Annotated in this window: 17 protein-coding genes and 1 pseudogene; 12 read left to right on the forward strand and 6 right to left on the reverse strand. The window is 69.5% G+C overall.

Annotated elements, in window-relative coordinates:
• The first annotated feature begins 425 nt into the window (after nucleotides 1-425).
• From IF47_RS0112675 to IF47_RS0112695, 4 genes are all read left to right on the forward strand, one after another.
• Nucleotides 426-1,385 (forward strand): D-2-hydroxyacid dehydrogenase family protein, encoded by a 960-nt coding sequence (locus IF47_RS0112675; protein ID WP_031508827.1) that lies wholly within the window; start codon nucleotides 426-428, stop codon nucleotides 1,383-1,385.
• 138 nt (nucleotides 1,386-1,523) lie between these two features.
• Entirely contained in the window at nucleotides 1,524-1,784 is a 261-nt protein-coding gene (locus IF47_RS0112685; protein WP_157839957.1) for a hypothetical protein, read from the forward strand.
• 241 nt (nucleotides 1,785-2,025) lie between these two features.
• Complete coding sequence (locus IF47_RS0112690; RefSeq protein ID WP_245641097.1) at nucleotides 2,026-2,421, forward strand: MerR family transcriptional regulator; 396 nt, start codon at nucleotides 2,026-2,028, stop codon at nucleotides 2,419-2,421.
• Nucleotides 2,422-2,739: 318 nt separating this feature from the next.
• Nucleotides 2,740-3,942 carry an MFS transporter gene (locus IF47_RS0112695; RefSeq protein ID WP_031508830.1) on the forward strand — a complete coding sequence of 401 codons (1,203 nt, stop codon included), beginning with the start codon at nucleotides 2,740-2,742 and terminating at the stop codon, nucleotides 3,940-3,942.
• Nucleotides 3,943-4,231: 289 nt separating this feature from the next.
• Here IF47_RS0112695 and IF47_RS0112700 read toward each other — a convergent pair whose 3' ends face one another.
• Nucleotides 4,232-4,675, reverse strand: a complete 444-nt coding sequence (locus IF47_RS0112700) for an ATP-binding protein (protein ID WP_031508831.1) — start codon at nucleotides 4,673-4,675, stop codon at nucleotides 4,232-4,234.
• Between the two features lie 156 nt (nucleotides 4,676-4,831).
• Between IF47_RS0112700 and IF47_RS0112705 the strand changes: the two genes are divergently transcribed.
• From IF47_RS0112705 to IF47_RS0112735, 8 genes and pseudogenes are all read left to right on the forward strand, one after another.
• Nucleotides 4,832-5,455 (forward strand): NUDIX domain-containing protein, encoded by a 624-nt coding sequence (locus tag IF47_RS0112705; RefSeq protein WP_342667255.1) that lies wholly within the window; start codon nucleotides 4,832-4,834, stop codon nucleotides 5,453-5,455.
• 452 nt (nucleotides 5,456-5,907) lie between these two features.
• Nucleotides 5,908-6,280: pseudogene (locus IF47_RS29400) on the forward strand (DJ-1/PfpI family protein); the annotation flags it as partial.
• A gap of 694 nt (nucleotides 6,281-6,974) precedes the next feature.
• A complete protein-coding gene (locus IF47_RS31050; protein WP_169745211.1) occupies nucleotides 6,975-7,121 on the forward strand; it encodes a hypothetical protein in 147 nt (48 codons plus the stop codon).
• A gap of 149 nt (nucleotides 7,122-7,270) precedes the next feature.
• Nucleotides 7,271-7,849 (forward strand): hypothetical protein, encoded by a 579-nt coding sequence (locus tag IF47_RS0112715; RefSeq protein ID WP_211257204.1) that lies wholly within the window; start codon nucleotides 7,271-7,273, stop codon nucleotides 7,847-7,849.
• A gap of 50 nt (nucleotides 7,850-7,899) precedes the next feature.
• Complete coding sequence (locus IF47_RS0112720; protein ID WP_031508834.1) at nucleotides 7,900-8,895, forward strand: hypothetical protein; 996 nt, start codon at nucleotides 7,900-7,902, stop codon at nucleotides 8,893-8,895.
• The gene (locus IF47_RS0112725) at nucleotides 8,892-10,256 is read left to right on the forward strand and encodes an MFS transporter (protein ID WP_051717544.1); all 1,365 of its coding nucleotides are present in this window, start codon (nucleotides 8,892-8,894) and stop codon (nucleotides 10,254-10,256) included. The genes IF47_RS0112720 and IF47_RS0112725 overlap by 4 nt, the downstream gene beginning before the upstream one ends.
• Nucleotides 10,257-10,451: 195 nt before the next feature.
• Nucleotides 10,452-11,309 (forward strand): helix-turn-helix domain-containing protein, encoded by an 858-nt coding sequence (locus IF47_RS0112730; protein WP_031508836.1) that lies wholly within the window; start codon nucleotides 10,452-10,454, stop codon nucleotides 11,307-11,309.
• Complete coding sequence (locus tag IF47_RS0112735) at nucleotides 11,306-11,494, forward strand: DUF397 domain-containing protein (protein WP_031508837.1); 189 nt, start codon at nucleotides 11,306-11,308, stop codon at nucleotides 11,492-11,494. The genes IF47_RS0112730 and IF47_RS0112735 overlap by 4 nt, the downstream gene beginning before the upstream one ends.
• 84 nt (nucleotides 11,495-11,578) lie before the next feature.
• Here IF47_RS0112735 and IF47_RS0112740 read toward each other — a convergent pair whose 3' ends face one another.
• From IF47_RS0112740 to IF47_RS0112760, 5 genes are all read right to left on the reverse strand, one after another.
• A complete protein-coding gene (locus tag IF47_RS0112740; protein WP_031508838.1) occupies nucleotides 11,579-15,016 on the reverse strand; it encodes a Swt1 family HEPN domain-containing protein in 3,438 nt (1,145 codons plus the stop codon).
• Nucleotides 15,016-17,865: a DUF1156 domain-containing protein gene (locus tag IF47_RS0112745; protein WP_037732481.1), complete on the reverse strand. Its 2,850-nt coding sequence runs from the start codon at nucleotides 17,863-17,865 to the stop codon at nucleotides 15,016-15,018. Before IF47_RS0112745 ends, IF47_RS0112740 begins: the two co-directional genes overlap by 1 nt.
• Before the next feature lie 95 nt (nucleotides 17,866-17,960).
• The gene (locus IF47_RS0112750) at nucleotides 17,961-21,338 is read right to left on the reverse strand and encodes a helicase-related protein (RefSeq protein ID WP_245641098.1); all 3,378 of its coding nucleotides are present in this window, start codon (nucleotides 21,336-21,338) and stop codon (nucleotides 17,961-17,963) included.
• 1,549 nt (nucleotides 21,339-22,887) lie between these two features.
• Complete coding sequence (locus tag IF47_RS0112755; protein ID WP_157839958.1) at nucleotides 22,888-23,325, reverse strand: hypothetical protein; 438 nt, start codon at nucleotides 23,323-23,325, stop codon at nucleotides 22,888-22,890.
• 87 nt (nucleotides 23,326-23,412) lie between these two features.
• Complete coding sequence (locus tag IF47_RS0112760) at nucleotides 23,413-23,865, reverse strand: DUF6508 domain-containing protein (protein WP_031508842.1); 453 nt, start codon at nucleotides 23,863-23,865, stop codon at nucleotides 23,413-23,415.
• Between the last annotated feature and the right edge of the window lie 29 nt (nucleotides 23,866-23,894).

The following is a 23,894-nucleotide window of genomic DNA, read 5'->3' on the forward strand; positions in this document are numbered from 1 at the left end:
GGTGACCTCACCCGCCGGCCGACACCCACCGCCCCCGAGGAACCCCGGCCGTGCGGCGGCCGGGGTTCCTCTCGTCTCCGGTGCCGTCGCCGCGGCCCGGCCCGTCTTCGGAGGGGGCGAGGCGTCTGGCCCCACCACGGCATGCCCGCCGCCGAACGCGTCGAGCCGCCGGAATCGCCGTCCCGAACACCTCGGACGGCGCCGGTGGAAGATCGAACGGTCGATCTCCCGGACGTTCGCCCACCCCCGCCTCGCCGACCGCCTCGACTCGGACGGGCCGGTGGGCCTGCTCGGCGACCCGTTCACCGGCGTACGCATCGACCGCGGTGCCCTTACCCTGCCCCTGGCGCCCGGCATCGGCGCCGTCCCCGCACACGGGACTCACGAATCCCCCGCAAGCCACGGAATCCATGGAGATGACTGATATGCGGCTTCGATGCGCCGTGCTCGACGACTTCCAGAACATCGCCACCAGCGTCGCCGACTGGAGCCCCGTCCAGGACCGGGTGGAGGTCGTCAGCTTCACCGAGCACTTCGCCACCGAGGACGAACTGGCCGCCGCGCTCGCCGACTTCGACATCGCGGTGACCCTGCGGGAGCGTGTCCCCTTCCGCGCGTCCCTGTTGGACCGGTTGCCCCGCCTGAAGCTGCTCGTCGCGTCCGGCATGCGGAACTCGGTCATCGACTACGAGGCCGCCGAACGCAACGGCGTGACGGTCTGCGGCACCAAGAGCTCCCCCACCCCGCCGGTCGAATTGACCTGGGCCCTGCTGCTCGGCCTCGCCCGGGGCATCGTCACCGAGAACAACGCCCTGCGCTCCGCAGGCCCCTGGCAGTCCACCGTCGGTGCCGACCTGCACGGCAGGCGGCTGGGACTGCTCGGCCTCGGCAAGATCGGCAGCCGGGTCGCCCAGGTGGGCCTCGCCTTCGGCATGGAGGTGGTGGCCTGGAGCGAGAACCTCACCAAGGAACGCGCGGACGAGGTCGGCGTCCACCTGGCTCCGTCCAAGGAGGAGCTGCTGCGCGAGAGCGACTTCGTCTCGGTCCACCTCGTGCTCGGCGATCGGACCCGCGGCCTGCTCGGGGCCCCCGAGCTGGCCCTGCTCAAGCCCACCGCGTACCTGATCAACACCTCCCGCTCGGCCATCGTCGACCAGGACGCCCTGCTCGCGGCGCTGCACGAGGGGCGAATCGCCGGAGCGGGCATCGATGTCTTCGACATCGAGCCGCTGCCCGCGGACCACCCGATGCGCACCGCGCCCCGGCTCCTCGCGACGCCGCACCTGGGCTATGTCTCCCAGCGCAACTACCGCACGTACTACGGGCAGACCGTCGAGAACATCGAGGCCTATCTGGCCGGCAGCCCGGTGCGTCTCCTCGGCTGACGCGGTGTCGGGGATCGGGACGTGTGTGACGTCGGTGCTGGACGTCCTGGGAGTGGAGTTCGGCCCGACGCACTCGGAGGTCGCCCTGCCCCCGGTGGCCCGCGGCTGATCGAGACACGTGTCCGGATGGGCGGCGGCATGATCCCGACGCTGACGCTGGAGGCGACAGGAGACGACATCGGCGATTGCGCGACGCGGCAGACGCTGGGGGAGAAGGAGCTGCCCGGCATACGGGCACGGCCCGCCGACGGCGGCGGGCGGGGCTGCTCGGCCATCCGGTTCGCCTCGATGGCCGCTCGGGGCGGCACGCTGGAGGAGGTCGTGAAAGCGGCGAGGGAGGCGGTGACGGGCCTGGAGTTCCGGCTCCGGGCGCGGACACCGGACCCGGGGACGGTATAGGGCCCGTCCACGGTATGGCGCCGGCTGTGGGAGCGTGGGGCGTGGGGGCGCCCCGGGACGATCCGGGCCCACAGGCCCGTGGGCCTCGGCGGTGCGGCCCGCGTGACCGCCCGGCGCGGTGGCCGGGAAGTGCCCTGTGCGCACTGTCGAGGTTGTCCCTCGCGTGCCGCGCACCGGAACATGAGCGGCGCTGACGACCCATGAACTCGCCGCGAAAGGGGAAGCCGTGCGGATCGGGGAGTTGTCCGAGCGAACCGGCGTGAGCCGCCGGTCCATCCGCTACTACGAGCAGAAGGGGCTTCTTCGGGCTCACCGGACCGACAAAGGATGGCGGGAGTACGACGAGACCGCCGTCAACAGGGTCCTCAACGTGAGGGAGTTGCTGCGGTCCGGGCTGACCGTCGAGGACATCCTGCACGTCGAGCCCTGTCTCTCCATGGAGATGGCCGACTTCATGTCCTGCTCCGACGCCGACCACGCGATCGCGATGTACGAGGAGCGGCTGGCCGTCATCGACGAGAAGGCGGCGCTGCTGCGACGGCACCGTGAGGAACTGGTCCGCCGCATCGCCATGTTGCGCACCCGGTCCGGAGCCGACGAACTCCAGGAGCTGCTCGACAACGCGCGGAGGGCGTGAGCGACCGGACGGCTTCGGGAACCCCCATCACCCGGCGGAGGCCGCCGAACGGCATGTCGGTGAGTCCCGGACACGTTTCCGGGTGAGGAACCCGGCTCGGCCCCTCCCGCGCGGCCGGCCTTCCCGAGGGCGGGCTTGACCTTGACACCGGTGTCACCACCTAGCGTCCTGCACGTGCGTGATGCCGCGGTACGGACCGGAAGCCCGATGCCGCCCGATGCCCGATTCTCGATTGCCACGAACGCGCGCCCCCTGAGCGGAGGGCGAACCTCCTGCCCCGGTGGGTGCTCCGGCGCGTGTGACGGAGGTTCGTCCACCATGAGAAGAAGCCTTCCCGGTTGGCTTCTCGTCCTGTTCCTGACCCTGTTGGTCACGGCCACGGACGAGTTCGTCATCGCCGGCGTGCTCAAGACGATCGCCGCCGACTTGGACGTCGGCATCTCGGCCGCCGGGCAATTGGTGACGGTGTTCGCGGTCGTCTACGCGCTCGGGGCCCCGACCCTGGCCGTCGTGTTCGAGCGCTTCCCCAAGCGCACCGTGATGGTTCTGGGGTTGCTGGTCTTCGTGCCGGCCAATGTGGCCGCCGCGGTCGCGCCGGGATACTGGCCGCTGATGGCGGCCCGTGTCCTCGCCGCCCTGTCCGCGGCCGTCGTGACCTCGGCCGCCTTCACCACGACGGCCATGGGCGCCCCGGAGGGCATGCGGGGGCGCTACCTCGGCGTCGTCACGGCGGGAATGACGGCGGCGCTCTTCACCGGGGTGCCGCTCGGGTCGTGGCTCGGTGGAGCCTTCGGTTGGCGGGCGACGTTCTGGCTGATCGCCGGGGTGGGAGCGGTCGCCGCGCTCGGGCTTCTGGCCACGGCACCGCGCATCGCCGGCAGCGAGCCCGCACCGCTGCGGGAGCGGCTCGGCCCACTGCGGAACACGGCCGTACTGCGCCTGGTGACGGTCACCTTCCTGGCGGCGAGCGGCGGCCTGATGTTCTACACCTACCTCGGGGCCTACACGGCGGAGGTCGCCGGCGGCTCCTACGGGCTGCTGTCGGTGATGCTCCTCATCGTCGGCATCGCGGGTCTGTTCGGCGCCGTGCTGGCCGGCCGCGCGGCCGACGCGCTGGGGCCGCGGCGCAGCCTGCGTCTGGTCGTCGGCGGACACGTCCTCGCGCTGGCACTGGCCGCGGCCCTGGTGTTCAGCGGCATCGGCAACCCGGTCGCGCTGGGCGCCGTCATCGCCTTCTGGGCCGTGTTCGCCTGGGGTCTCAACCCGCCCGTCCAGGGAAGCATCATGGGCGCGGCGGGGCCCCAGGCGGCGATGACCGCCCTCGCGCTGAACATCTGCGGCCTCTACCTCGGCACCGGGGTGGCGGGGGCTCTCGGCGGCGCCGTCATCGGCGTCTCGGACATCACCTGGGTGCCCGTGGCGGCCACCGTGACGATGACTCTCTCGTTCCTCCTCATCCCGCGCGCGGTGCCCGAGACGCAGGCCGGGCACAAGAGCGAACCCCGGCCCGTCGACGTATGAGACCCCCGCGGCGGCGCGGGCGAGACGGACCCGCGTGGGGTATCGCCGCGCCCACCAACGCGAAGTCATCACCGGACCGGGGTGGCCGCACCAACCTGTTGCGATCCTCCAGGGTGGAGGACGCCTCACCGGAGAATCCCGCCAAGTCGACCGGTTGACCTGATCGACGACCAGGAGGAGCGCGGAACGTGCCGGTCGTCCTCGTGGTGTCCGCGTCCCCCCGGCGAGTTCCCGCCACCCGGATCGGCCCCGGAGCCCAGTGGACCGGCCCGGGCACGGACGGAAGCCGTCACGGGTGCCGAGACGGGGGATCGAACTCCGCCCACACCGTCTTGCCGTGGGGCGGGTACGGGTCCGTGCCCCAGCGGTCGGCGAGCGCGTCCACCAGGAGCAGCCCGCGACCGGACTCCTCGTCCGGGCCCGGCGCCGGGCCGGGCTCGGGCGTCTTGTCGCCACGGGTGTCCGTGACCTCGACCAGGAGGACGCTCGTCACGCCGTTGAGCGTGAGGGAGATCCGGAAGTCGCGACCCCGCACACGCCCGTGCAGCGCGGCGTTCGCGGCCAACTCCGCCACGACCTGCTCGGCGCGCTCGGCCACGGAGGGCGACAAGGGCCAGGCGCGGAGCTGCCCGGCGGCGAGCAGCCGGGCGAGCCGGGCCCCGCGACGGGTGGAGGACAACCGCTGGGCGAACGTGCGGACGCTGCTGGTCTCTTGAGGTGTTGCCAGGTGCATGCGACCACGGTGGCGGGTGCGCGAGGGCGTCCGCCGGCGGTGAGCCCCGTACCACGTGTCAGCGTACGGAGACGCCGGGCGGTCGCCCCGCCGGCTCGGTGGCGAAGCCTGCGAATCGCAGGCCGGTTCAGGGCCGCGTCCGCGAGGATGGGCCGGGTGACCACCCCGGACCTCCGGCACCACCACGGCCACACCCGCGCCGAGCGCGACCGCGCCGTCCCCGAGACCTTCCACCGGGCCCGGAGCCGGGACGGCGACCCCGGCCCGGCACCGCACCCTCACCAGCCCCGTCCACCACCGACCACAAGGACCCCTGATCCGATGAACGCCCCCGTCGACACCGCCCTGCTGGACGATCTCCTCCGAACCGCCGCCGCCGACGGCATCGCCAGACACGTGGTCGGAGCCGTCGTCACCGACGCGGAGGGCCGCGTCCTGCTGCTGCGCCGCCCCGCCGACGACCATCTCGGTGGCCTGTGGGAGTTGCCCAGCGGCGGTGTGGACGACGGCGAGACGCTCACCGAGGCGCTGTGCCGCGAGGTGGCGGAGGAGACCGGCCTGGAGGTCACCGCCGTCGGCGCCTATCTCGGCCACTTCGACTACCGCTCCGGGAGCGGCAGGCTCACCCGGCAGTTCACCTTCACCGCCGCCACCGCAGGCCGGGCCGTCACGCTCACCGAGCACGACGCGTACATGTGGGCCGACCGCGCCGGGCAGGAGAAGGTGAGCGACGCGGTCCGAGGCGTCCTGGCCACTTGGCGTGAGCGGCCCACGACCTGACGGACACCCGCCGCCCCGTCCCGCACCCGGGGCGTTCCTCGGTGCCCGGGCTCCTCACGCGTCCTCCGCAGTTCCCTCGGGGCCATCGTGGCGCGTCCGTAGAGGTGGAAGGCGTCCTCACGCGTGCGCGGGTCCGGCGGCGATCACCTGCGCCCCCAAACTCCCCGGCCTCCCGCGCACGCTCCTCGTCATCGGCGCGCGCCGCGACGAACGCGGACAGCGCGCTGCCCTGCCGGAGCAGTTCGGCGAACCGCCACGCCCATTCCCCGTCCATCCCCGCCCCCGTCTCGCCCCGGCGCCCGTCCAGGCTGCCGCGGCACGCTGCCGGACACGCCGGTGAACGGCCCGGCCGAGCGGCCGGCTGCCGCCCGCCCGCAGCGGTCCCGCTCATGGCGGGAAAGGCGGGAAACCCGTCATTGCTGCCATGTCGGCCGACTGCCAGGCTGAACGGCATGGAACCCCACGGCGTGCTGATCGTCCTCCGTGAAGGAGTGCAGAGCCTGGACGTGACAGGGGCCCCTGGAGGTGTTCGCGGGAGCGGACGCCGTGACGGGACGGCCGGGCACGTACCGGATCACGACCGCCGGACTCGGCGGCGGGCCGGTGCGGACGTCCAGCGGGCTGCGCTTGCTGCCCGACGACGACCTCGCCCACGTCGAACCGGCCCACACCCTCCTGGTGCCCGGCGGCCGAGGCGCGATTGATCCCGATCCGGCCGTGGTACGGCGGATCGGCGAGCCGGCGCCCAAGGCCGAGCGTGTGGTCTCGGTGTGCACGGGAGCCTTCCTGCTTGCCGAGGCCGGACTGCCGGCCGGACGCGCGGCGGGTGACGAGGTCGCCGAGTACGGCCCCAACCGCTCTACACCACGGGCTCGGTCGCCACCGCGCCCGCCGCTCTCAAGCCGAGCGGACGGCCGGTGTTCTCCACCTGCTCGCGACGGCCGAGGGGCCGCGCGCCGCCGACACGCTGCCGGTGATCGCGTACCGCCCTTCCTGACCCGTTCCCTGCCCGGCGCCCCCGATCCGCGTGGGGGCCGGTCTTCCGGCGGTGGACGGCCAGGAGCCGGCGAGAAAGATCGCCGGCGGGCGCGGGGTGTCAAACATGGCGGCATATTGAGCCGGAACAGCGAGATTGCCTGCTTTTTTGGCGATGATTCAACAGGTCAGCGGCTTACCGGAAGGAAACCGCGCGTTTTGGTTTCAATCGACAAACGAGGTGGAGCGCCCGGTGTCGCAGCAGACGATCTTGCGGGAGGAAACCTTCCTATCAGAAGCTTCACGCCTGTCCGCGGCCGGGCCCTTCCGTCCGCCCCGCTCGTACCTCGCCGCCGCAGTGGTCATTTCGCTGAGAAAAACGCAATGGGCTTATTTCGGGCACTCTTTTTCTGTGCATCCTCTTTTTTCGGCCAACCTTCCTCGTGTATCGTCCCCGGGCAGCGGGCGGCCGAATATGTACGTGGCACCACCCCCGTTCGCCCCGGAAAGGTTTTCATTCCAGGAAGTCGAAGGAGGAACCGATATGCCGAACAGCGAGTTCGCCAACCTCGACCGGGTCGAGGAGAAGCCTTCCGTCGAGGCCGTCGAGACCGTTTCCGTCGAGAGCGACGTCAACGACGTCCAGCGGTTCACTCGTCGCCTGGACCACACGGTTCCGGACGTCCAGTGATGCCGTCGGGCTGTGCCGGCGCCCGAAAGGGCGTCGGCACAGCCCGATGCCTTCTCGCGGAGATTCCGGAACGGAGCCGGCAGGGCGCCCGCGTACCCGGTGCGGCAGTTCACCCGGGAACCCCGGCCGCCGCCGGAGAAGCACGAACCTTGCGCCGCGGGAAACTCCTCCTCACTCCGGTCCCGCCGGAAAGCGAACCGGAAACCATTCACGAGGGCGAAGGCTCTCCTGACCCGGGGGCCTTCTCCAACGGGAGCGTCATGAGTATTGGGCCAGTCCACATCAACGTCGTCTACAACCCCCTCATGCCGGAAGCGGACACGGACCGCAGGAAGGTCTTCCGGGACGAGGACTACAGAATCGAGTACGACGAGCCCTTCGAAGAGGTCGCCCGAGAACTCATCGACCTCTCGACCCGCCTCATCAACCTGCTGCCCGATCCTTCCCTGAGTCCCAACGAGCGCCTTGAGAGACTCGCACGCGTCGTACCGAAGTCACTGCTCGTCACGGCGCACCGCCGGAACGCCCGGTCCAAACTCGTGGAACTGCGGCGCCGCCTCGACGAGCTCGTTCCCGATCCCGACCTCTCCTACCCGGAGAAACTCGAGTGGCTCGTGTCCCGCCTCGACGAGCTCGTCCCGGGCGACATGCGCCCCATCGAGAAACTCGAGAAGCTCGGTGACTACCGGGCGGCCGACGTCGGCGTCTCCCCCCGGAGCTGGCAGTGACAGGGATCGTACGCACTTCGGGCCCTGCGTCGGGGAGGGCGTCAGGGCAGGTGGCGCACGCTCCGGTCGGCCGCTCCCCCGTCTTCCTGCGGGAGGGGACCCCCAAGGACCGGCTCGGCGTCGCCCGCGGGCTGGGAGGGGGAGCCGCCATCCCGGAGAGCGCCGGCGACCTTCCGCTCGTACTCCACGATCTCCTGCTGAAGCAGCCTCCGAAGAGCACCGTCGGCGCCGGCCGGACGGAGCCGTTCACCGCGGGAGGGCACGTCTTCTGGTGGCTCGGCCCCCGGGACGGAGCAGGGCGCCTGGACAGCGCCGTGGGTCTCGCCGGCCACCGCGTCGTATGGCCGGACGACGATGTCAGGGCGGGGATAGCGGCGGCGCTCGACCTGATAGCGACCCGTCCCTGGGCCATGGATCTCGTCTCGACGTACGTCACCACCTTCGCGCTGGCCGAGACGGAGCGGAGCGGGACACGGAAAGGCCTGATCACCTCGTGCTCCCTTCCCGACTTCCCGTTGTGCGTGTTCTTCTCCCCCAGGGTCTTCGTGCACATTCCGCCCCTGAGTATCCACCCGGTCGACTCCGTGCGCATGGCTGCCGAGAACCTCTATCACGAGGCGGTGCACCAGGCGGTCAACTACCAGTTGCTGGCGCATGACATCCTGGTGCCGGAGTACGACTCCGCGCGAAGCCCCAAGATACCCATCTACTGGCGGCAATCCGCCGGCGAGAAACGCAACCGCGCCTGGGAGCTCGACCGAGTGCTGCACGCCGCGTCGGTTTACTGCCACCTGCTCCACTGGCGCTACTGCGAACTCGTCGACCCCACCCTGGACGCGGAGGAGCGCAAGACCGTCATCAATGCGACCACCGACTCCATCGGTGCCCTCAAGAGCCTGTGCGACGCCCTCTCGGAACACATCGACTACTTCACCAGCGAGGGTGCACTGTTGGTCGGAAGACTCATCGAGGCGGCGGAGACACGAACTGAGGTCATGAGGACGGTAATCCAGACGGAGAGCATTCCGGGAACCATTTCGAAATGACCGAGACCAAGCACGGCAGCGGTTACCGGGGAGAGCGGGGCAATCGCGTCTTCGCGATCCTCTGGGGCGGACAGCTCGTCTCACTGCTGGGATCCAGCGCGGCGTCCTTCGCGCTCTCCCTGACCGTTTACTCGGTGACCAAGGACGCCCTTGCCCTCGCCCTGGTGACGGCTGCCGGAATGTTCGGCTCCATATATCTCGCCCCCTTCGCCGGTGCGCTGGCCGACCACTTCCCCCGGCGCACCGTGATCATCTCCTGCGACATCGCGCTCGCCGTCGCGGCCCTGCTGCTCGCGTGGACCACCACCCTGGGAGTCGGCTCCAGGCTGCCGCTCGTCATCGGTCTCGTCTTCGTCACCGGAGCACTGGGAGCCTGTCTTTCGGTGACACTGTCCGCATCCGTTCGCCAGATTCGTTCCGAGACGAATCTGACCCGGGTGAACGGCCTGACGTCCCTCCTGGAGAACCTGCCTGTCGTCGCCGGCCCGCTGATGGGTGCGGCCGTCTATTCGGTGGCGTCTCCCGCTCTGGTCTTCGTCGTCGACGCCGTGACGTTCCTCGTCAGCGCCGTGGCTGCGAGAACAGTGCGCTGGGAGGATCCGGCCACACGTCCGAAGCGGCCCTTCCGGCCGTTCGCCGGAGCCGCCGCGGGACTGCGCGTCATATTCGCCGACGCCAGGCTCAGGTTCGTCCAGTTGTCCTTCGCGGGGATCAACTTCTGCAACGGTCTGGGCATGGCGTCGGTGACCGCCTACGTCATCTCCTCGTCGGCCGCCGAATCGGCCTCCTGGAACCTCGCCCTGTTCAACACGGCGGGATCCGTGGGCCTGATCGTCGGCTCCTCGCTCATCCTCGCCGTCGGTGACAGGATCGACCGGCGGATCGTGATCTGCGCCGCGATCGTCGCCGGGGCCGTTCTCGGCCGGATGAGCCTTGTGCTCAGCGTTTTCCCCATCCTGTGGGCGGTCTCCGCGGTGGTCCGGAACTGCACCGCCCAGATGACGAACGCGCCGTTGACCGCCATATGGCAGGAACGCATCCCGCAGGACGTGCAGGGGAGCGTCTTCGGAGCGAGACGACTGCTCGGCCAGGGGCTGTATCCGCTGGCCGTCGTCCTCGGCGGATTCCTCGCGGACAGTGCGTTCACCGGCGGGGGCTCGCCCCTCGGCACCGTGGCGGAAGCGGGCGTGTCCGCCGGAGGCATAGCGACGGTCATCGTGGTGGCCGCGTGCGGAGAGGCCCTGATCGGCTTGCTCCTCCTGCTCACACCGCACCTGAGGGGCCTTGCGAAGCCCCCGGAGCCCCCGGATTCCCCGGTGCCCTCGTCCGAACCACCGCGGGACGAGGTCCGGAAAGGGTGAGAACCGTCCCGGCTCCTGACGGGGAGTGAACCCTTTCCGGCCCCGGACCGAGCAGGCCCGGCCGGCCGGCGGAGTCCGTACGGAGAGTCAGAGTACGGGCACTCTGAGTGGACGGTACGCAGGTCTTTCGGTCACGCTGGGTGGGTTCGGCCGCGGGGGAGACCGCGCACAGCACAGCACCGGGAGGGGCCGCCCATGACCGTTGACGACGCCTGTGCCACCGAGGGCGTGGACGTTGGACGGGAGCCCGACGCGTCGGACAGCCTGCGCACCTTCGGGGCCGTCGTCCAGGCCCTGCGCGAGCACGCCGGACTCAGCCGCGCGGACCTCGGGCAGCGGGTCCGGTACTCCAAACACACCGTGGAATCGGTGGAGTTGGGCCGCCGGATGCCCGACGAGTCGTTCGTGGAACTGGCCGAGGAGGCCCTGGGCAACACCGGCGCCCTCCGGAGGGCCGCCAAGCACCTGACACGCGGCGAACCGGGGCTGGCGGCCTGGTTCCGCCGCTGGGCGCGCCTGGAGCGGGTGGCGGTGAGCCTGTGCACGTACGAGTGCAGGCTGGTGCCGGGACTGTTGCAGTCGGAGGGGTACATCCGCGCCCTCTGTGAGAACGACATCCCTCCGCTGACGGACGACGCCCTGGAAGCCACCGTGCGGGCGCGGCTGGACCGACAGCGGTTGCTCTACGAGAGGCCCAATACGGCCTTCGACTTCATCGTTGACGAAGCCGTTTTCATGCGCCGTATCGGCGGAGTTGAGGTCACCCGTGGTCTGTTTGACCATGTTCTTGAAGCCGTCAAAGCCAGGAACGTGACGCTCCAGGTCATGCCTGCCTGCACCGAGGACCACGCGTGTCTGGCTGGACCAATCCAACTGTTGGAGACCCCGGACGGACGCTGGCGCGGGTACTCGGAGGGGCAGGAGAGCGGTCGCTTGATCGCTGACCCGAAAGAGGTCAGCAAACTGCATATGCGCTATGCGAGACTGCGTTCGCAGGCCCTCCCCCCGAAGGAGTCCGTGGGCCTGCTGGAGCGGATGCGAGGAGCGCTATGAGCAGAACGACTGACCTCGTCTGGTTCAAGTCCAGCTACAGCAGCGCGCAGGGCGATAGTTGCGTGGAGGTCGCCGTCACCGAGCAGGCCGTCCACGTGCGGGACTCCAAGGACGTGACCCGCCCGGCCTTCGCGGTCGGCTGCGACGGCTGGAGCCGGTTCGTGCGGTACGTGGCGGGGGAGTAACCGGGACTGACCCGAGTAGTGCCGGTGTGGGGAGGCCCATGGGCCTCCCCACACCGGTTCGCAGCACGTAGCCCCTTACCGAACTCAGTTCTCTTCGAAACCGCTGTCCTCGAACCTGAGCTGGGTGGCGTTCTCCCGGACGGTGCGCACCTGCTGTTCGGTGAATCCTTCGTCGGTGGTCGCGGTGATCTCGATGCGGACTTCGAGCCGGACGCCGTCGGCCGCCTCAAGATGGGCGAGGACTTCCTGCTGGATGTCGGCGAAGTCGGCGGCGGGGCGGTTGGGGTTGAGGGTCTTGACGCCCCAGAACCTGTGCACGACCGCCTTGGCCGGCGGCTGCGGCGGCTGAGGACCGGGCCCCGGGGGAGGAGTGACGGAGCCAGAGCCGGAGTCGGAGCCGGACCTGGGGTGCGGAATGTTCACTCCTCCGGCTTCTCCGACGTTGCCGCCCGCCGCCGGCGTGACAGGTTCGGACGGCCGGCTGTCGGTGGCACGGGCACGCTGTTCGGCCGCTCGTGCCGGCTGGACCAGGAGCGTTTCGTCGGTGACGAGAGCGGGCTCGGGCTTGTCGCCGTGGATCCACAGGTTCCGGTACTCGCCGGTGACCTCGTCGTAGCCGTCGGCGAGGGCGAAGGCGTCCTGCTGCCACAGGAGGACTTCGGCGGCGCCGAGCACGGCCTGTTCGAGCACCTGCCGGTTGGGCAGACGCTTGAGGTAGGGGTACTGGGTGTACCAGGACCACAGGTCCCCGAAGCGCACATGGCCCTTGTTCCAGGCGTTGGCCAGGGGGCCGTCGAGAGCCATGCGGACGAGCGCGGTCCCGAGCGTGGGGGTGATCCAGCCCTTGGCCTTGAGCGCCGAGGTGACGCGCTCGGCGAGGGAACCGCCGTCCTTGGGGATTCGGGCGAAGGAGATGGTCGGTTTCTGGCCGGGCACCTCGGTCGGGACCAGTGCCGCGGTGAAGGCGGCGCGGACGCGGTCGTCGACGGCCGCGTCCAACTGGCGGGCGCGGGTGGTGGCCTGCCTGCGCTGCTGCGGGCTGAGTTCGAGCTCCTCGGCCTCGTCGGCTATGGACTGCCAGGCCCGGTACTCGCGCACCACTCCTTCGAGCTCGGGGTAGGTGTCGCGGTCGGCGGCGACCATGACCAGCATGTTGCGACGCTGCCGCTGCCCGCTGCCGGCCTCCAGCAACAGGCGCTCGGCGAAGGTCGTGGCCGTGGAGGCGTCCTTGCCCCAGGTGAACTTCGGGTGCAGCACCACGAGCTTGAGCACCTCGGTGTCGGGCACGTCCCCGGTGTCCGGAGGTGCGGCGTGGACGGCGCCGAAGGACGCCTTGGACGCCCTCTCCGCGGTCTTGAGCCGAGCGACGATCGTCGCGTGCACGTCGGCCTCGCCGTAGCCGGCGGCGCGGTCGGCGGCCACCCGGGAGACCGAGGCGGCCAGGTCGTACCAGGAGCGGTCGCCGTCCTCGTAGAAGTACGTGGCGCGCTGGCCCAGCAGGGCTCGGGCATCACCGATGTGGTTGATGACGTCGCCGGGCACCGCGGCACCCAGGCGCAGCCGCTGGATCTCCACGCCCTTGTGCGCCGAGCGCAGCGTCGGAACGGTCGCGATGAAGACCGACCGGGCGATACGCCTGGTGAGGGCGCGTTGGCCGAACGAGGGACGGTCGCGGTCGATCTGCACGGGGGTGGAGCCCTCGCCGTCGACGTCCTTGTCCACCACCGGCTTCCAGTTGTCGTCCAGATACTTGGTGATCTCGCTGAACACCTGGGTGTCGTGGACGGGCACCGCGCCGGGGGTGATGAGCGGGGCGGTGTCGCCGGCGGCCCACAGCGCGTTGATGACCACGCTCATCAGGCGCAGCACGCCTCGGGTGCGCTGGAACTTCGGCAGCGCCGACCAGTCCTCGTAGAGCCGGTCGAACAGCTCGGGGTGGATCGGGTAGGCCGCCCGGATGCGCTGCTCGTACTCGCCGGTGGTCGTCTCGCGGGGGAAGAACCCGGTGTTGTCCTGGTAGTACTTCACGTACTGCTTGGCCACCGCGGCGATGTCCGCCAGCGCGACGGCGTCGGGCTCCTCGAACAGGCGCCGGCGCACGATCTCGAAGGACTCGATGTTGTTGGCCGGCCGCCAGTCGTCGGCGTTGCGGCCGATGACCTGCTGAAGAGTCTCCAGGGCGACATGACCGTTGGGGCCGCCCACTTCGAGCGCCGAGCCGGCGCCGCCGTTGTCCAGGGAGTCGGAGGCGGGGATGGAGACCACGAGCATGACGCCCGGGATGGACTTGGCCATCTCCGTCAGGTGCTGGGCGAAGGTGTGCTGGGCGGCGAACGTCCCGCCGGGCAGGTTCTCGCGGCCCACGAGCTGGCGGGCGTAGGCCACCCACTCGTCGATCAGGATCAGCACGCTCTTGCCGCCGGCGACGGTGTCGCGCACGACGGCGTCCAGTGCGTCTCCGGGATCGGTGCCGGTCTCATCGGCCTTCGCGACGCGGTTGTATGCCGCGCGTCCGCCGAGTTGCCAGGCCAACTCGCCCCATAGCGTGCACACTTCGGTGCCGTCGTCCTTGAGGATCGGCTGGCTCGGGGAGAGCTTCGTGCCCACCAGGGTGATCCGCTTGACGTCCAGGGACCTCAGCGGGTCGTCTTGGGGCGCGGGCAGAGAGGCGTGCACGACGTCCTGCACGGCCTGGGGCAGGGTGTTGGTGGTCAGGCCCTCGGAGAACAGGTGGTACAGCGCCAGCATCGAGTGGGTCTTGCCGCCGCCGAACTGGGTCTGCAGGTTCACCACCGGGCTCGCTCCGGCGTCCCCGGACAGGCGCTTGAGCGCGCGGGTCAGCAGGTCGGACAGGCCACTGGTCAGGTAGGTGCGGGAGAAGAACTCACGCGGGTCGAGGTACTCGGGCGCCGTGGCGTGGCCGTTGGCGACCGCGTGCAGGTCGGCAGCGAACTCCGCGGCCGAGAACTGGCCTCGGATCACGTCGGCGTGCGGTGTGATGACCTCACGCCACGGCTTGATCGCGGTACCGGCCTGGACACCGGCGACCTTGACCGCCTGCGCGCGGGCCAGGCGGTTGCGGGTCTGCTTCTCGAAGACCTCGCGCTGGTGCTCCATGCGCATCTTCGCGACCGCTTCGGCCTCGTCCCCGGCCCCGATCACCGTCAGCAGACGCTCGATCGTGTCCAGCGCGCGGTAGGTGTCGTCCGAGGAGAACTTCTGCCCGTGGTGGACCGCGTTCGCCGTCTCGCGCAGCTCGGAGGCGAGCGCCGACTGGGGGCGGGAGAGATCCTTCTCGAAGACCTTCCACTTCTCGGTGACCACGCGGAGCAGGAACCGCACGTCGTCCCGCGAGTAGGTCTTGGAGGTGCCGAACTTGACCGAGTCCTCGGCGGCTATCAGCTCGACCCAGTCCCTGCCGGGCGGCGTCTGGGCGGACATGCGCATGTCGACCCACGGGCGCATGCCTTCCAGCAGTTGGTCGAAGCCGCGCAGCACCTTCTCGTTGTTCGTCAGCGCCATCAGTAGTCCCCCTCGAAGAGTGTTTCGGCCACAGCAGCCGGGCGGATCGTGGTGGAGGTCGCGGAGATATCAGCCCACGCACCGCCCAGGCCGTTGAACAGACCTGCGGTCGAGGCGTCCTGAGGCTCCATCAGCTCGTAGAGACGGGTGGCCAGGCGGTTGACCTCATCCAGGTTCACCTTTCCCCTCACCCCGGCCATGAGCCTCGCGGCCTTTTCGCGTCCTTCAGTCGCGTACACGCGGGCCAGGTGGCAGGTGACCTCCCACAGCGACAGCCGGTCGTCGTGGGCCGGGTTCCAGGTGGGGTCGAGGTCCTGCGGCTTGATCAGCGCGACCTTGTTGCCACCGGAGGCGAGGATCCCGCCACGGGCGATCCCCTGCACCGACAGGCCGAGCGGCACAGCCAGGGACTCGGCGTCGCCGTAGGGGCGGGTGTCCCAGCCGTAGGAGCGGAACCAGTCCAGGCAGAACCGGGTGTCGGCGTCCAGTTCGGCGTCATGCTCGTTCTGCAGGGCGTCGAACGTCTGATTGATCAGCGCCAACGCGGTCTTCACCGACATCGTGGAGCCGTCGTCCTCCAGCACGCGGGAGTAGCGAGAGAACACGGCCATGCCCGGACCAAGGATCGTCTGCCGCAGGTCCGCCGGGGCGATCGCACCATCACGGATACGAGGCAGCGCCTCCTCCAGTTCCGTGTGCAGCTCAGCCAGGAACCCGGCGCGATCTGTGGGTGGGGCGGTAGCTTTGCGTGGCCGTAGTGCCAATACGATGGAGGAAGCGAGAGCATTGGTTCCAGACGCGATCATGCGGTTGGATAGTTCGGAACGAACTGGCCATGTAGCGGTGACACTCCATCCATGGCGAACCATTCCCTCCAGGAATGTTGACCATCCTGTGGAAGCCACGCCATCCTTCTCGAGTTCCGCTTGCTTGAAAGCGTAGAAGACAGCGATAGGGTATTCCGAGGATGCTGACTGGCGCGCGTGCGCGAAAATTCGCTCGAACCCCTCCTCAAAGAATTTCTCGGCCTGCTCTTTTCCGCCGTGGCGGTAAGGGTTGGCGACCAATTCCTCCGCTTTGGGAACAAGCATGGTCCCGAAGAGGTCAGGGTGGATTTCGCGAAGAGATCGGCGCAGCCAGACGTAGAAGTAGTCGGACACGTCCGAGTAAGCAATGTTGTCGTAGTACGGTGGATCGGTTGAGATAAGGAGCCCTTCGTATCCGCGTGCTGCGGCGTCTTCTTGCTTGACTGATCCGCTCCCCCGAGCAGGGACCTTGTCAAGAGATCTGCTTACCCATGTAAGGTCTTCAAGGAAGTCTCCTGAGGAGCCTCCGAATGGGTTGGCTTCTGCGAAATCCCAAGCCATAGGTATCGCCTGGCGGGCGAATAGCCCACGAACCGCTTCCATCTTGGGGCTGCTGTCCCAGGAGTTAATCGAAGACATTTTGTTAGTGGTGCGACTGATTGCAAATGCAATATAAGTTGCGACGGCGTCTGCGTATGCCTCTGCGCTGTTACCTCCGCTGGCCAGGCGCTCACCATGGGGGAGGCCTGCGGCAAGTGCATCGGCGAGTACATGCTCGCGAACTTCGCCAACAAGGTTGCTGAACGTGGTCAACGCGGTGAGTTGTCGATTCGTGAACAGCTCCGCCCACTCGGTCAAGCCGTATGTGTAGACATTGATTCGCCCTGGCCAGTTGAAAATTTCGCCGCTGGGAATGCTGTCAGGGGTGGGTAGGCCCGCTACTGCAATGTGCTTGTCGGTCGGCTCAAGATAGACACGTCGGCGGTCTCCCTCGGCTACAACTGTCATGAGTTGGGCGTACATGCGCTTGGCGCGACCCTCAGCGCGGATGTACTTGAGCTCTACTGTTGTCCCGCACGCGATGCAGTGAGCCCCCTTGCGTCCCACCGTGCCGTCTTCATTAGCAGTCGGTGCCTGCCTTGAATCATGCCTGATATTAAATTTCACGCTCCGCCCGCCAGGCGCGGTCGCGTCCTCAACCAAGCTCGGGACAACGTACGCCTCCTTTCCCTTCTTCTTGCCGAGCCACCAGGAACGCACCAGCGGCATGCGGATGCCGCAAGCTGGGTTCGGGCAGGTTACTGTCCGGGCCCAAATCCACGCAATGACGGTGGCTTCAGTGGTCTTCCCGGTGGGTTTGCCGTCGGCGCCCAGCACAGGAACTTGCGCCTTGGGATACAGATGTCCGATGCGTTCCTGGGCGCGGTCGCGCATCCAGGCGCCATAGCGGCGCACGTCCTCTGCTAGGCCTGTTGCGCGCGGCCAGAGCCCCTCCGTTTCAGGGGGCGCAGCACCTGGGAAAACGGGCGGTTGCCCTGCGAACTTCGGTGGAATCTCGATGAGAGCCTTGTTGATCAGCACGGGCACCGGGTTGAGGTCGCTGGCGTGAGCATCCAGGCCCAGGCGCTGCGCCTCCAGCGGGATCGTGCCGCCACCCGCGAACGGGTCCAGGATCGCCGGCGGGTTCCCTCCTGTGCTCTTGAGGATCTCCTCGTGGGCCTCGCGGTACAGGCCCTCGTCGCTGATGTTCTTCCACTTCACCAAGCGACGGATGATGTTGTGCAGCCGCTCGCGCTCCTTCTTCTGCTCCTCCTCCGTGGGGAACAGTTCAGGGTGCGAAGACGGGTCGTCCACGAGCTGAGCGAACAGCACCGCGCGGGCCGCAGCCAGGGGGCGGCGGGCCCACCACAGGTGCAGCGTGGAGGGGTGCCCGTGGCGGATCGACTTCTCGCGGGCGGCCTCGGCGTTGATGTCCTCCAGCGGGAGCGAGACCTCTATGAGCTTGCGTCGAGGGACGGACCCTGAGGATATTCCGGGCTGCATCGTGGCGTTCACCTGCTCTATCTGGATTCCGAAATGCTCGATCCACGCTGTGGGGGAGGCGTTCGAGCGGACGCGAAGTGCGTGGGGCTGGTGGCTCAGAGGGGTTCGACGCCTCGGTCCCATTCGGGCTGCCATCTGCGGCGCAGGTCGTCGACGTACTTGTCCAGGACGAGATCCGCGAACGGGTTGAGCACGTAGCGGACCTGGTCGTTGGACCCGTCGGGGGTGTCGGGGTCGACGGCGACGAGGGCGAGCCGGTAGTCGGGCTCGGCGTTCTTGGCGTAGCCGACTTCGCTGGTGGTGATGGTGAAGCTGTCCGCGCCCACGACCCGGCCCTTGACCTCGATGAAGACCAGGTGGCCGTCGGGCTTGCGGGACTGGATGTCGAAGCCCTTGTTGGAGTGCGCCATCTCCTCGGGCACCCGGCCGAGCCGACGTTCCGCCGCCAGGACCGCGTCGACGGCCCGGCGTTCGGTGACGGTGGTGTCCAGGGCGAAGCCGCCATCTGCCGGCTGCTCGCCGCCAGCGGCCGGGAGGACCGTGGCGGGCAGGACGAGTGCGGCGCTGATGATCTGCGGTGGGCGCACGTTGACCTGGGCTTCGAGGTCGAGGTCGGCCAGCCGCCGCTCCAGCCGGGCCTCCAGGGAGCGGGCGCGCTCACGGGCGGTGGCCGGCGAGACGCGGACCTTCTTGCCGGCGGTCTGCGCCTCGGCGAGCTTGATCGCCTCGCTGTCCCAGTAGTTCATCTGGGCCATCAGGCGCTGGCGCACGAGCTTGCGGGTCCGCTCGACAGCCGGGGTCACCCGTGCCATGACGTCCGCGCGGTGCCGGGGCAGGCCGTATCGGACCGCCCAGGTCTGGGCGGTCTTCTCCACCCCGCCGGCCGGCCATGCCGAGGACAGCTCGGAGCCGGCGGCCTCGGTCAGCGCGGTGCGCTGCTCGGGGCTCAGATCCGAGGGTAAGGCCAGATCGAGGTACGGGGCGGGGCCCGCCGGCTGTGCCGTCCCGTCGGGCAGGACGGAGACGTACTCGAACCGCTTGCTGATCGCGTTGCCGCGTCCGTCGGTGAGTTCCTCCAACAACGCGATCACGAGCCGGGGCGTGGTGGCGGTCCGGTCCAGGAGGGTGGCTCCGTGGGTGAGGGTGTCGCCGTACCTGTTCAGGATCTCGGTGGTGATCGCGTCCATCAACGGGTGTCCAGGCGCGATGAGTTCGGCGTCCGGGCGGCCGGGCACCACGGTGGCGGAGGGCTCGAAGGTGATGCGCGCGTAGCGCGGGCTGACCGTGCGCCGGCCCTCGCGCAGGGCGGCGGGCACATGGGTCAGCTCGAACCGGTCCTTCTCCCGTCTGGACACCCGCCCGCCCAGGGCGCGCAGGGACTCCAGGACGAAAGCCTGCACGAAGTGGGGCTGCATGCGCCGGGCGCGGGCCTCGTCCATCTGCCGCCGCAGCTCGGCCAGTTCGTCCGTGCCGATCTCCGGGGTGGCCAGGGCGCGTTCCTCGATCAGCTCCCGCAGGCCGTCGGCCACGGACTTGTCGATGACCCGATCCAGTTGGGCGCGGACCTCGGGCCGCTCGCCGTAGCGGATGGCGCGCATCAACAGGTCGCGCAGCGGCTCGTCCGCGAAGGCGTTCTCCCCCAGGACGTCGAAGACCTTGCCGCCGTAGGCGCGGCGCTGCTCCTCGATCTTGGTCAGCAGGCGCTGGAAGACCTGACCCTCCCTCGTCTGGGAGGCCACGAGGTTCCACAGCCGACAGACCTCGCGCTGGCCGATGCGGTGGATGCGGCCGAAGCGCTGCTCGATCCGGTTGGGGTTCCACGGCAGGTCGTAATTGACCATCAGGTGCGCGGCCTGGAGGTTCAGACCCTCACCGGCGGCGTCGGTGGCGATGAGGACGTGGCAGCGCGGGTCGTTGGTGAACCGCGTGGCGGCCTCCCGGCGCGCCTGCCGTGCGGTGCCGCCGTGGATGGTGACCACCGCGTCCGGGCCCTCGCCCAGCAGCGTGGTGATCCGGTCGGCGAGATAGTCGAGGGTGTCGCGGTGCTCGGTGAAGACGATGAGCTTGTGCGGGGCGCGGCGGGCGCCGGCCAGGCCGTCCTCGCGGGCCTTGAGGACCAGGGAGCGCAGCTCCTGCCACTTGCGGTCCTCGCCCGAGGCGCGGACCTGCTCGGCGATCCGCTCCAGACGTGCCAGGGCCGCGAGTTCGGCGTCCAGCTCGGCCGCGGTGCGCGCGGCGGTGGCGGCGTCCAGGACCTCGTCCTCCAACTGTTCGAGCTCGGCTGCGGCCAGCTCGTCGGAGTCGAGGACGTCCGGGTCTAACGCCAGGGTCTCGGGCGCGGGCGTGAGCGCGCCGGCGAGTATGTGCTCGCGGTAGGTGCGCAGGCGGGCGGCGCGGCGGCGGATCGACTGGTGGATCGCCTCGGGGCTGGACGCCAGGCGCCGCTGGAGAACCGTGAGGGCGAAGCCGACGGTGCGTCGCTTGCCGTCGGCCTGCTCGGCCCGGTTCATCTCCGTGCGCACGTACTCGGTGACCTCCTCGTACAAGCGCGTTTCCAGGGGGGAGAGGGTGTATTCGACCGTTTCGGCCACCCGCTCGGGGAACAGCGGCTTGCCCTCGAAGGTGAGCAGGTCCTCCTTGACCATCCGGCGCATCAGCCCGGTGGTGTCGGTGGAGTGCACGCCCCGGCGGTACTGGCCGTCGAACCGGTCGGGGTCCAGCAGGGCGAGGAAGGTGTGGAAGTTGGCCTCCGACCCCGAGTGCGGAGTCGCGGTCATCAGCAGGAAGTGCCGGGTGATGCCACCCAGCAACTGGCCCAGTTCGTAACGGCGGGTGCGCTTGAGCTCGTTGCCGTACCAGGAGGCGCTCATGCGATGGGCCTCGTCCACGACGACGAGGTCCCACTCGGTGTCGGCGAGGAGGGCACGCCACTCCTCGTTGCGGGCCAGTTGGTCCATGCGCGCGATCAGCATCGGGTTGTGCCGGAACGGGTCGCCGTCGCGATCGGCCTCCGCCAGGTCGCGGGTCAGGATCGTCATCTCGATCCCGAACTTCTCCGCCAGTTCCGTCTGCCACTGTTCGACCAGTCCGCCGGGGGCGACGATCAGGCAGCGCTGCACGTCCCCGCGTAACAGCAGTTCCTTGAGGTACAGGCCGGCCATGATCGTCTTGCCGGCGCCCGGGTCGTCCGCGAGGAGGAAGCGCAGGGAGCCCGGCTGGGCCAGCAGGGTGCCGTAGACGGCGCGAATCTGATGGGGCAGCGGGTCGATGTCGCTGGTCTCCACCGCCGTCATCGGGTCCGACAGCCCCGCGTGCCGCATGCGCAGCGCCTCCGCGGCCAAGCGGAACCGCCCTGGATCGGCGTCGAACGACCACCGGGACGTCGGGGCCTCGGAGCGCAGCGCGGCGATGTCCTCGGGGAAGAGGACCTGCTCCGACAGATGTCCGGCGTCGTCGCGGAGTGCGACCTGCAAGGCATCACCGATCGGCGTGACGGCCACGACCGTGGCCGCACCCGAGGCCGGGCCGGACAGACGTATCCCCGGCCGCACCTCGTCGGCGCGCATAACCCCCCCAACCAGGCGCCGAGATGCTTCAGCGCCGGCCCTCATCGTAGTCACCCAGGGCCGTCTCGCACGGCTGTTGCAGCATGCGAGACGCTCACCATCATACAGGTGAGAGTGTTGACAGAGTCAACGATTCCACGGTGCATTCTGTTTCACGGGCCGAGCCGTCCACGTTGGTCAGCGGATGCGGTGGGGCCGGGACGACGCATCGGCCCCGGATGAGGTCGAGGAGGGTGCTGGTGATGACGACGACATTCGACAGGAGTGAGCGGCTGATCCGGGCGGGCCGACCAGGGTGCCGCTTATGCCGGAAGCCTTGCCGGGCTGTCCGCCCACCCGGCGCCGCAGTTGCTCGATGTCGCCGAGGTGGGTCCCGGTGTCCGGGTGCCGGATGGGGGGACTGGGCCCGGGGCGGTCGCTGCTGCCGCGTGTGCCCGGGATGCGACAGACGGCCGTTGATGCGGAGCCGCCCTGGCCGAGCTGCGTCGGACTGTGAGGCCCGACGGCCGGGGTGCGTTGACGATATGGGCGGTGCGCCGGCTCCGGGGCAGACGTTGATCGGCCGCGCGATTGAAGCAGCGGGTGCGGTGCGTCCACCGCATCTGCTCACAGACCGGCTCCTGACGGTGATTTCCCCCGTGACGAGAGCGGTCCGGCTGGGCTGACGGGTATGACGGGGCTGCGCGGGGCGGTGTGTGAGACCTTGCGTTGGGATCATCGCGCGGACGCTGACGAGTGGTGGAGCGGCCCTGCGAGTGGAGTGGCGTTCAGCGGGCGGATGGTGCGGAGCCAGACGCCCGAGACCCGCGCCGAGATCAAGCGCCACTTCGATCTGTTCGGTTCGGAGTTTGCCGACGAGGACGGTGTGCTGACAGCGCCGCATGCGGCTTTGCTCGCGTGCGCGCGTCGCCGGCCCAGAGACCCGTCGCCCCCTCCCGTGTGCGCGGGCTGGGGGAGGGCACGTCGTGCGTGCGGCCGGGCAAAGCTCGCAAGAGCCCTTTCCCCAAGCTCCGCGAGCAGGGGATGCCTCATGCGGTGCTCCATCCAGGGCGGCCACGACCTGCACGTTCATCCCGTGACGGCGGTGCTCCATCGAGTAGTGCGGCTCGTCCGCCGCGATGTCCCCCGACCTTCGGCCGGGAGGCGCCCCGGTCGGTGACGGTCAGGATGTCGTCGGGGATGACGAACCCTTCCGGCGGCGGCTCGCGCAGGGCTTCGTGCAAGGCCGGGGGCGCGCTCGGCGAGGAGGTCGACCGCTTCGCTCACGTGCCGGCCGACGGCGGCGAAGACGCGGGCTCACCGAGGCGACCCACGGTGCCGTCCGGGCCGTTCTGGTCGTTCTCGGCGACCGCCCCATAAAAAGTGTGCCAAGCAGTTTGTATTCACAGTGTGGCCATGAGGCCCGCCCGCTCCAGGTTCGCTCGGACGCGGAACGGTGAGAACGTCCGCCGTCCGGTTACAGGCGGAGGCAGGCGGTGCCCGCGTCGCCCGTGAACCGCCAGTACATGGCGTCGCGGGTGTCCGGGTCGTAGACCCCGACGGGGGAGAGGCCGGCGTTCGCGCGGACGGTTCCGAGCGCTTCCCGGTAGCGGATGCCGAAGATGCCGTCGAACGGCCCCAGGTTCGCGTCGTTGCAGGCGTTCAGGGAAGTGTGCAGCGCCCGCAGCGCGTCGACGCCGGTCCTCTCCGACGGTTCCATGCGGCAGTCGATCGCCCTCCCGACGACCAGGGACGCCGCGGGCACCTGCGTGGTCATACCGTCCTTGGCGACGGTGATCGAGGTGGTGCACGTCGTCGTGGCCCCGGGGGCGGCGGTGCCGGTCGTCACGGCCGGGCCGCCGAGCACGAGGAGGCCCGTGGCCGCTGCCGTCGTCGCGATTCGTTGGAAGGCCATGGCACGACTGTGTTGCTGGAAGCCGGGGTTCGGCAGACGCTTTCCGGCCCCTTCGACGTCGACCGGAACGCCGTCCGAGAGCGCGGGCTACCGCTCCCGGCGCCAGGCGGCGAGGGAGGCGAGGATCGCCTGGAGGGTGCCGCGTTCGACGGCTTGGGCGATGTGGCCGTCGCCGAAGCGTTCGCCGCGCACGATGGTGGTGGCCAGGCGGATCGCGTCGGCGGGGGAGAGCGGCGTCCCGTCGTCGGGCACGTCGGGCGGACGGCGGTCCGTCCAGTGGTAGGCGGGGGTGACGGCGCCGACCTCGGACAGCGCGTGGCAGGCCCGCTCCACCCGCTCGCCGTAGATCGGGTAGCCGAACGTCAGCACACCGTCCTCCCGCCGCATGGGCGGCTTCCAGCGGACGTCGTCCTCGTCGTGGGGACGCGCGGCGAACTCGTCGGCCACGGCCGACAGTCGCTCCCAGGCGTCGGACCGTTCGGGAGAGGTGTCGAGGCACGCGAGCAGCGCCGCGTCGTCGGGGTCGCCGTTGTCGCTCATCGCAGCACGGTAGCGCGGGAGGGGAGCAT

Origin of the sequence: Streptomyces megasporus (assembly GCF_000718985.1) — a bacterium.
Classification (GTDB): domain Bacteria; phylum Actinomycetota; class Actinomycetes; order Streptomycetales; family Streptomycetaceae; genus Streptomyces; species Streptomyces megasporus.

Excerpts from the sequence above, each read along its gene's own strand:
- IF47_RS0112675 (WP_031508827.1), top strand. The coding sequence starts at position 426 with ATGCGGCTTCGATGCGCCGTGCTCGACGACTTCCAGAACATCGCCACC.
- IF47_RS0112685 (WP_157839957.1), top strand. The coding sequence starts at position 1,524 with ATGATCCCGACGCTGACGCTGGAGGCGACAGGAGACGACATCGGCGAT.
- IF47_RS0112695 (WP_031508830.1), top strand. The coding sequence starts at position 2,740 with ATGAGAAGAAGCCTTCCCGGTTGGCTTCTCGTCCTGTTCCTGACCCTG.
- IF47_RS0112700 (WP_031508831.1), bottom strand. The coding sequence starts at position 4,675 with ATGCACCTGGCAACACCTCAAGAGACCAGCAGCGTCCGCACGTTCGCC.
- IF47_RS31050 (WP_169745211.1), top strand. The coding sequence starts at position 6,975 with ATGCCGAACAGCGAGTTCGCCAACCTCGACCGGGTCGAGGAGAAGCCT.
- IF47_RS0112725 (WP_051717544.1), top strand. The coding sequence starts at position 8,892 with ATGACCGAGACCAAGCACGGCAGCGGTTACCGGGGAGAGCGGGGCAAT.
- IF47_RS0112730 (WP_031508836.1), top strand. The coding sequence starts at position 10,452 with ATGACCGTTGACGACGCCTGTGCCACCGAGGGCGTGGACGTTGGACGG.
- IF47_RS0112735 (WP_031508837.1), top strand. The coding sequence starts at position 11,306 with ATGAGCAGAACGACTGACCTCGTCTGGTTCAAGTCCAGCTACAGCAGC.
- IF47_RS0112740 (WP_031508838.1), bottom strand. The coding sequence starts at position 15,016 with ATGGCGCTGACGAACAACGAGAAGGTGCTGCGCGGCTTCGACCAACTG.
- IF47_RS0112745 (WP_037732481.1), bottom strand. The coding sequence starts at position 17,865 with ATGCAGCCCGGAATATCCTCAGGGTCCGTCCCTCGACGCAAGCTCATA.
- IF47_RS0112755 (WP_157839958.1), bottom strand. The coding sequence starts at position 23,325 with ATGGCCTTCCAACGAATCGCGACGACGGCAGCGGCCACGGGCCTCCTC.
- IF47_RS0112760 (WP_031508842.1), bottom strand. The coding sequence starts at position 23,865 with ATGAGCGACAACGGCGACCCCGACGACGCGGCGCTGCTCGCGTGCCTC.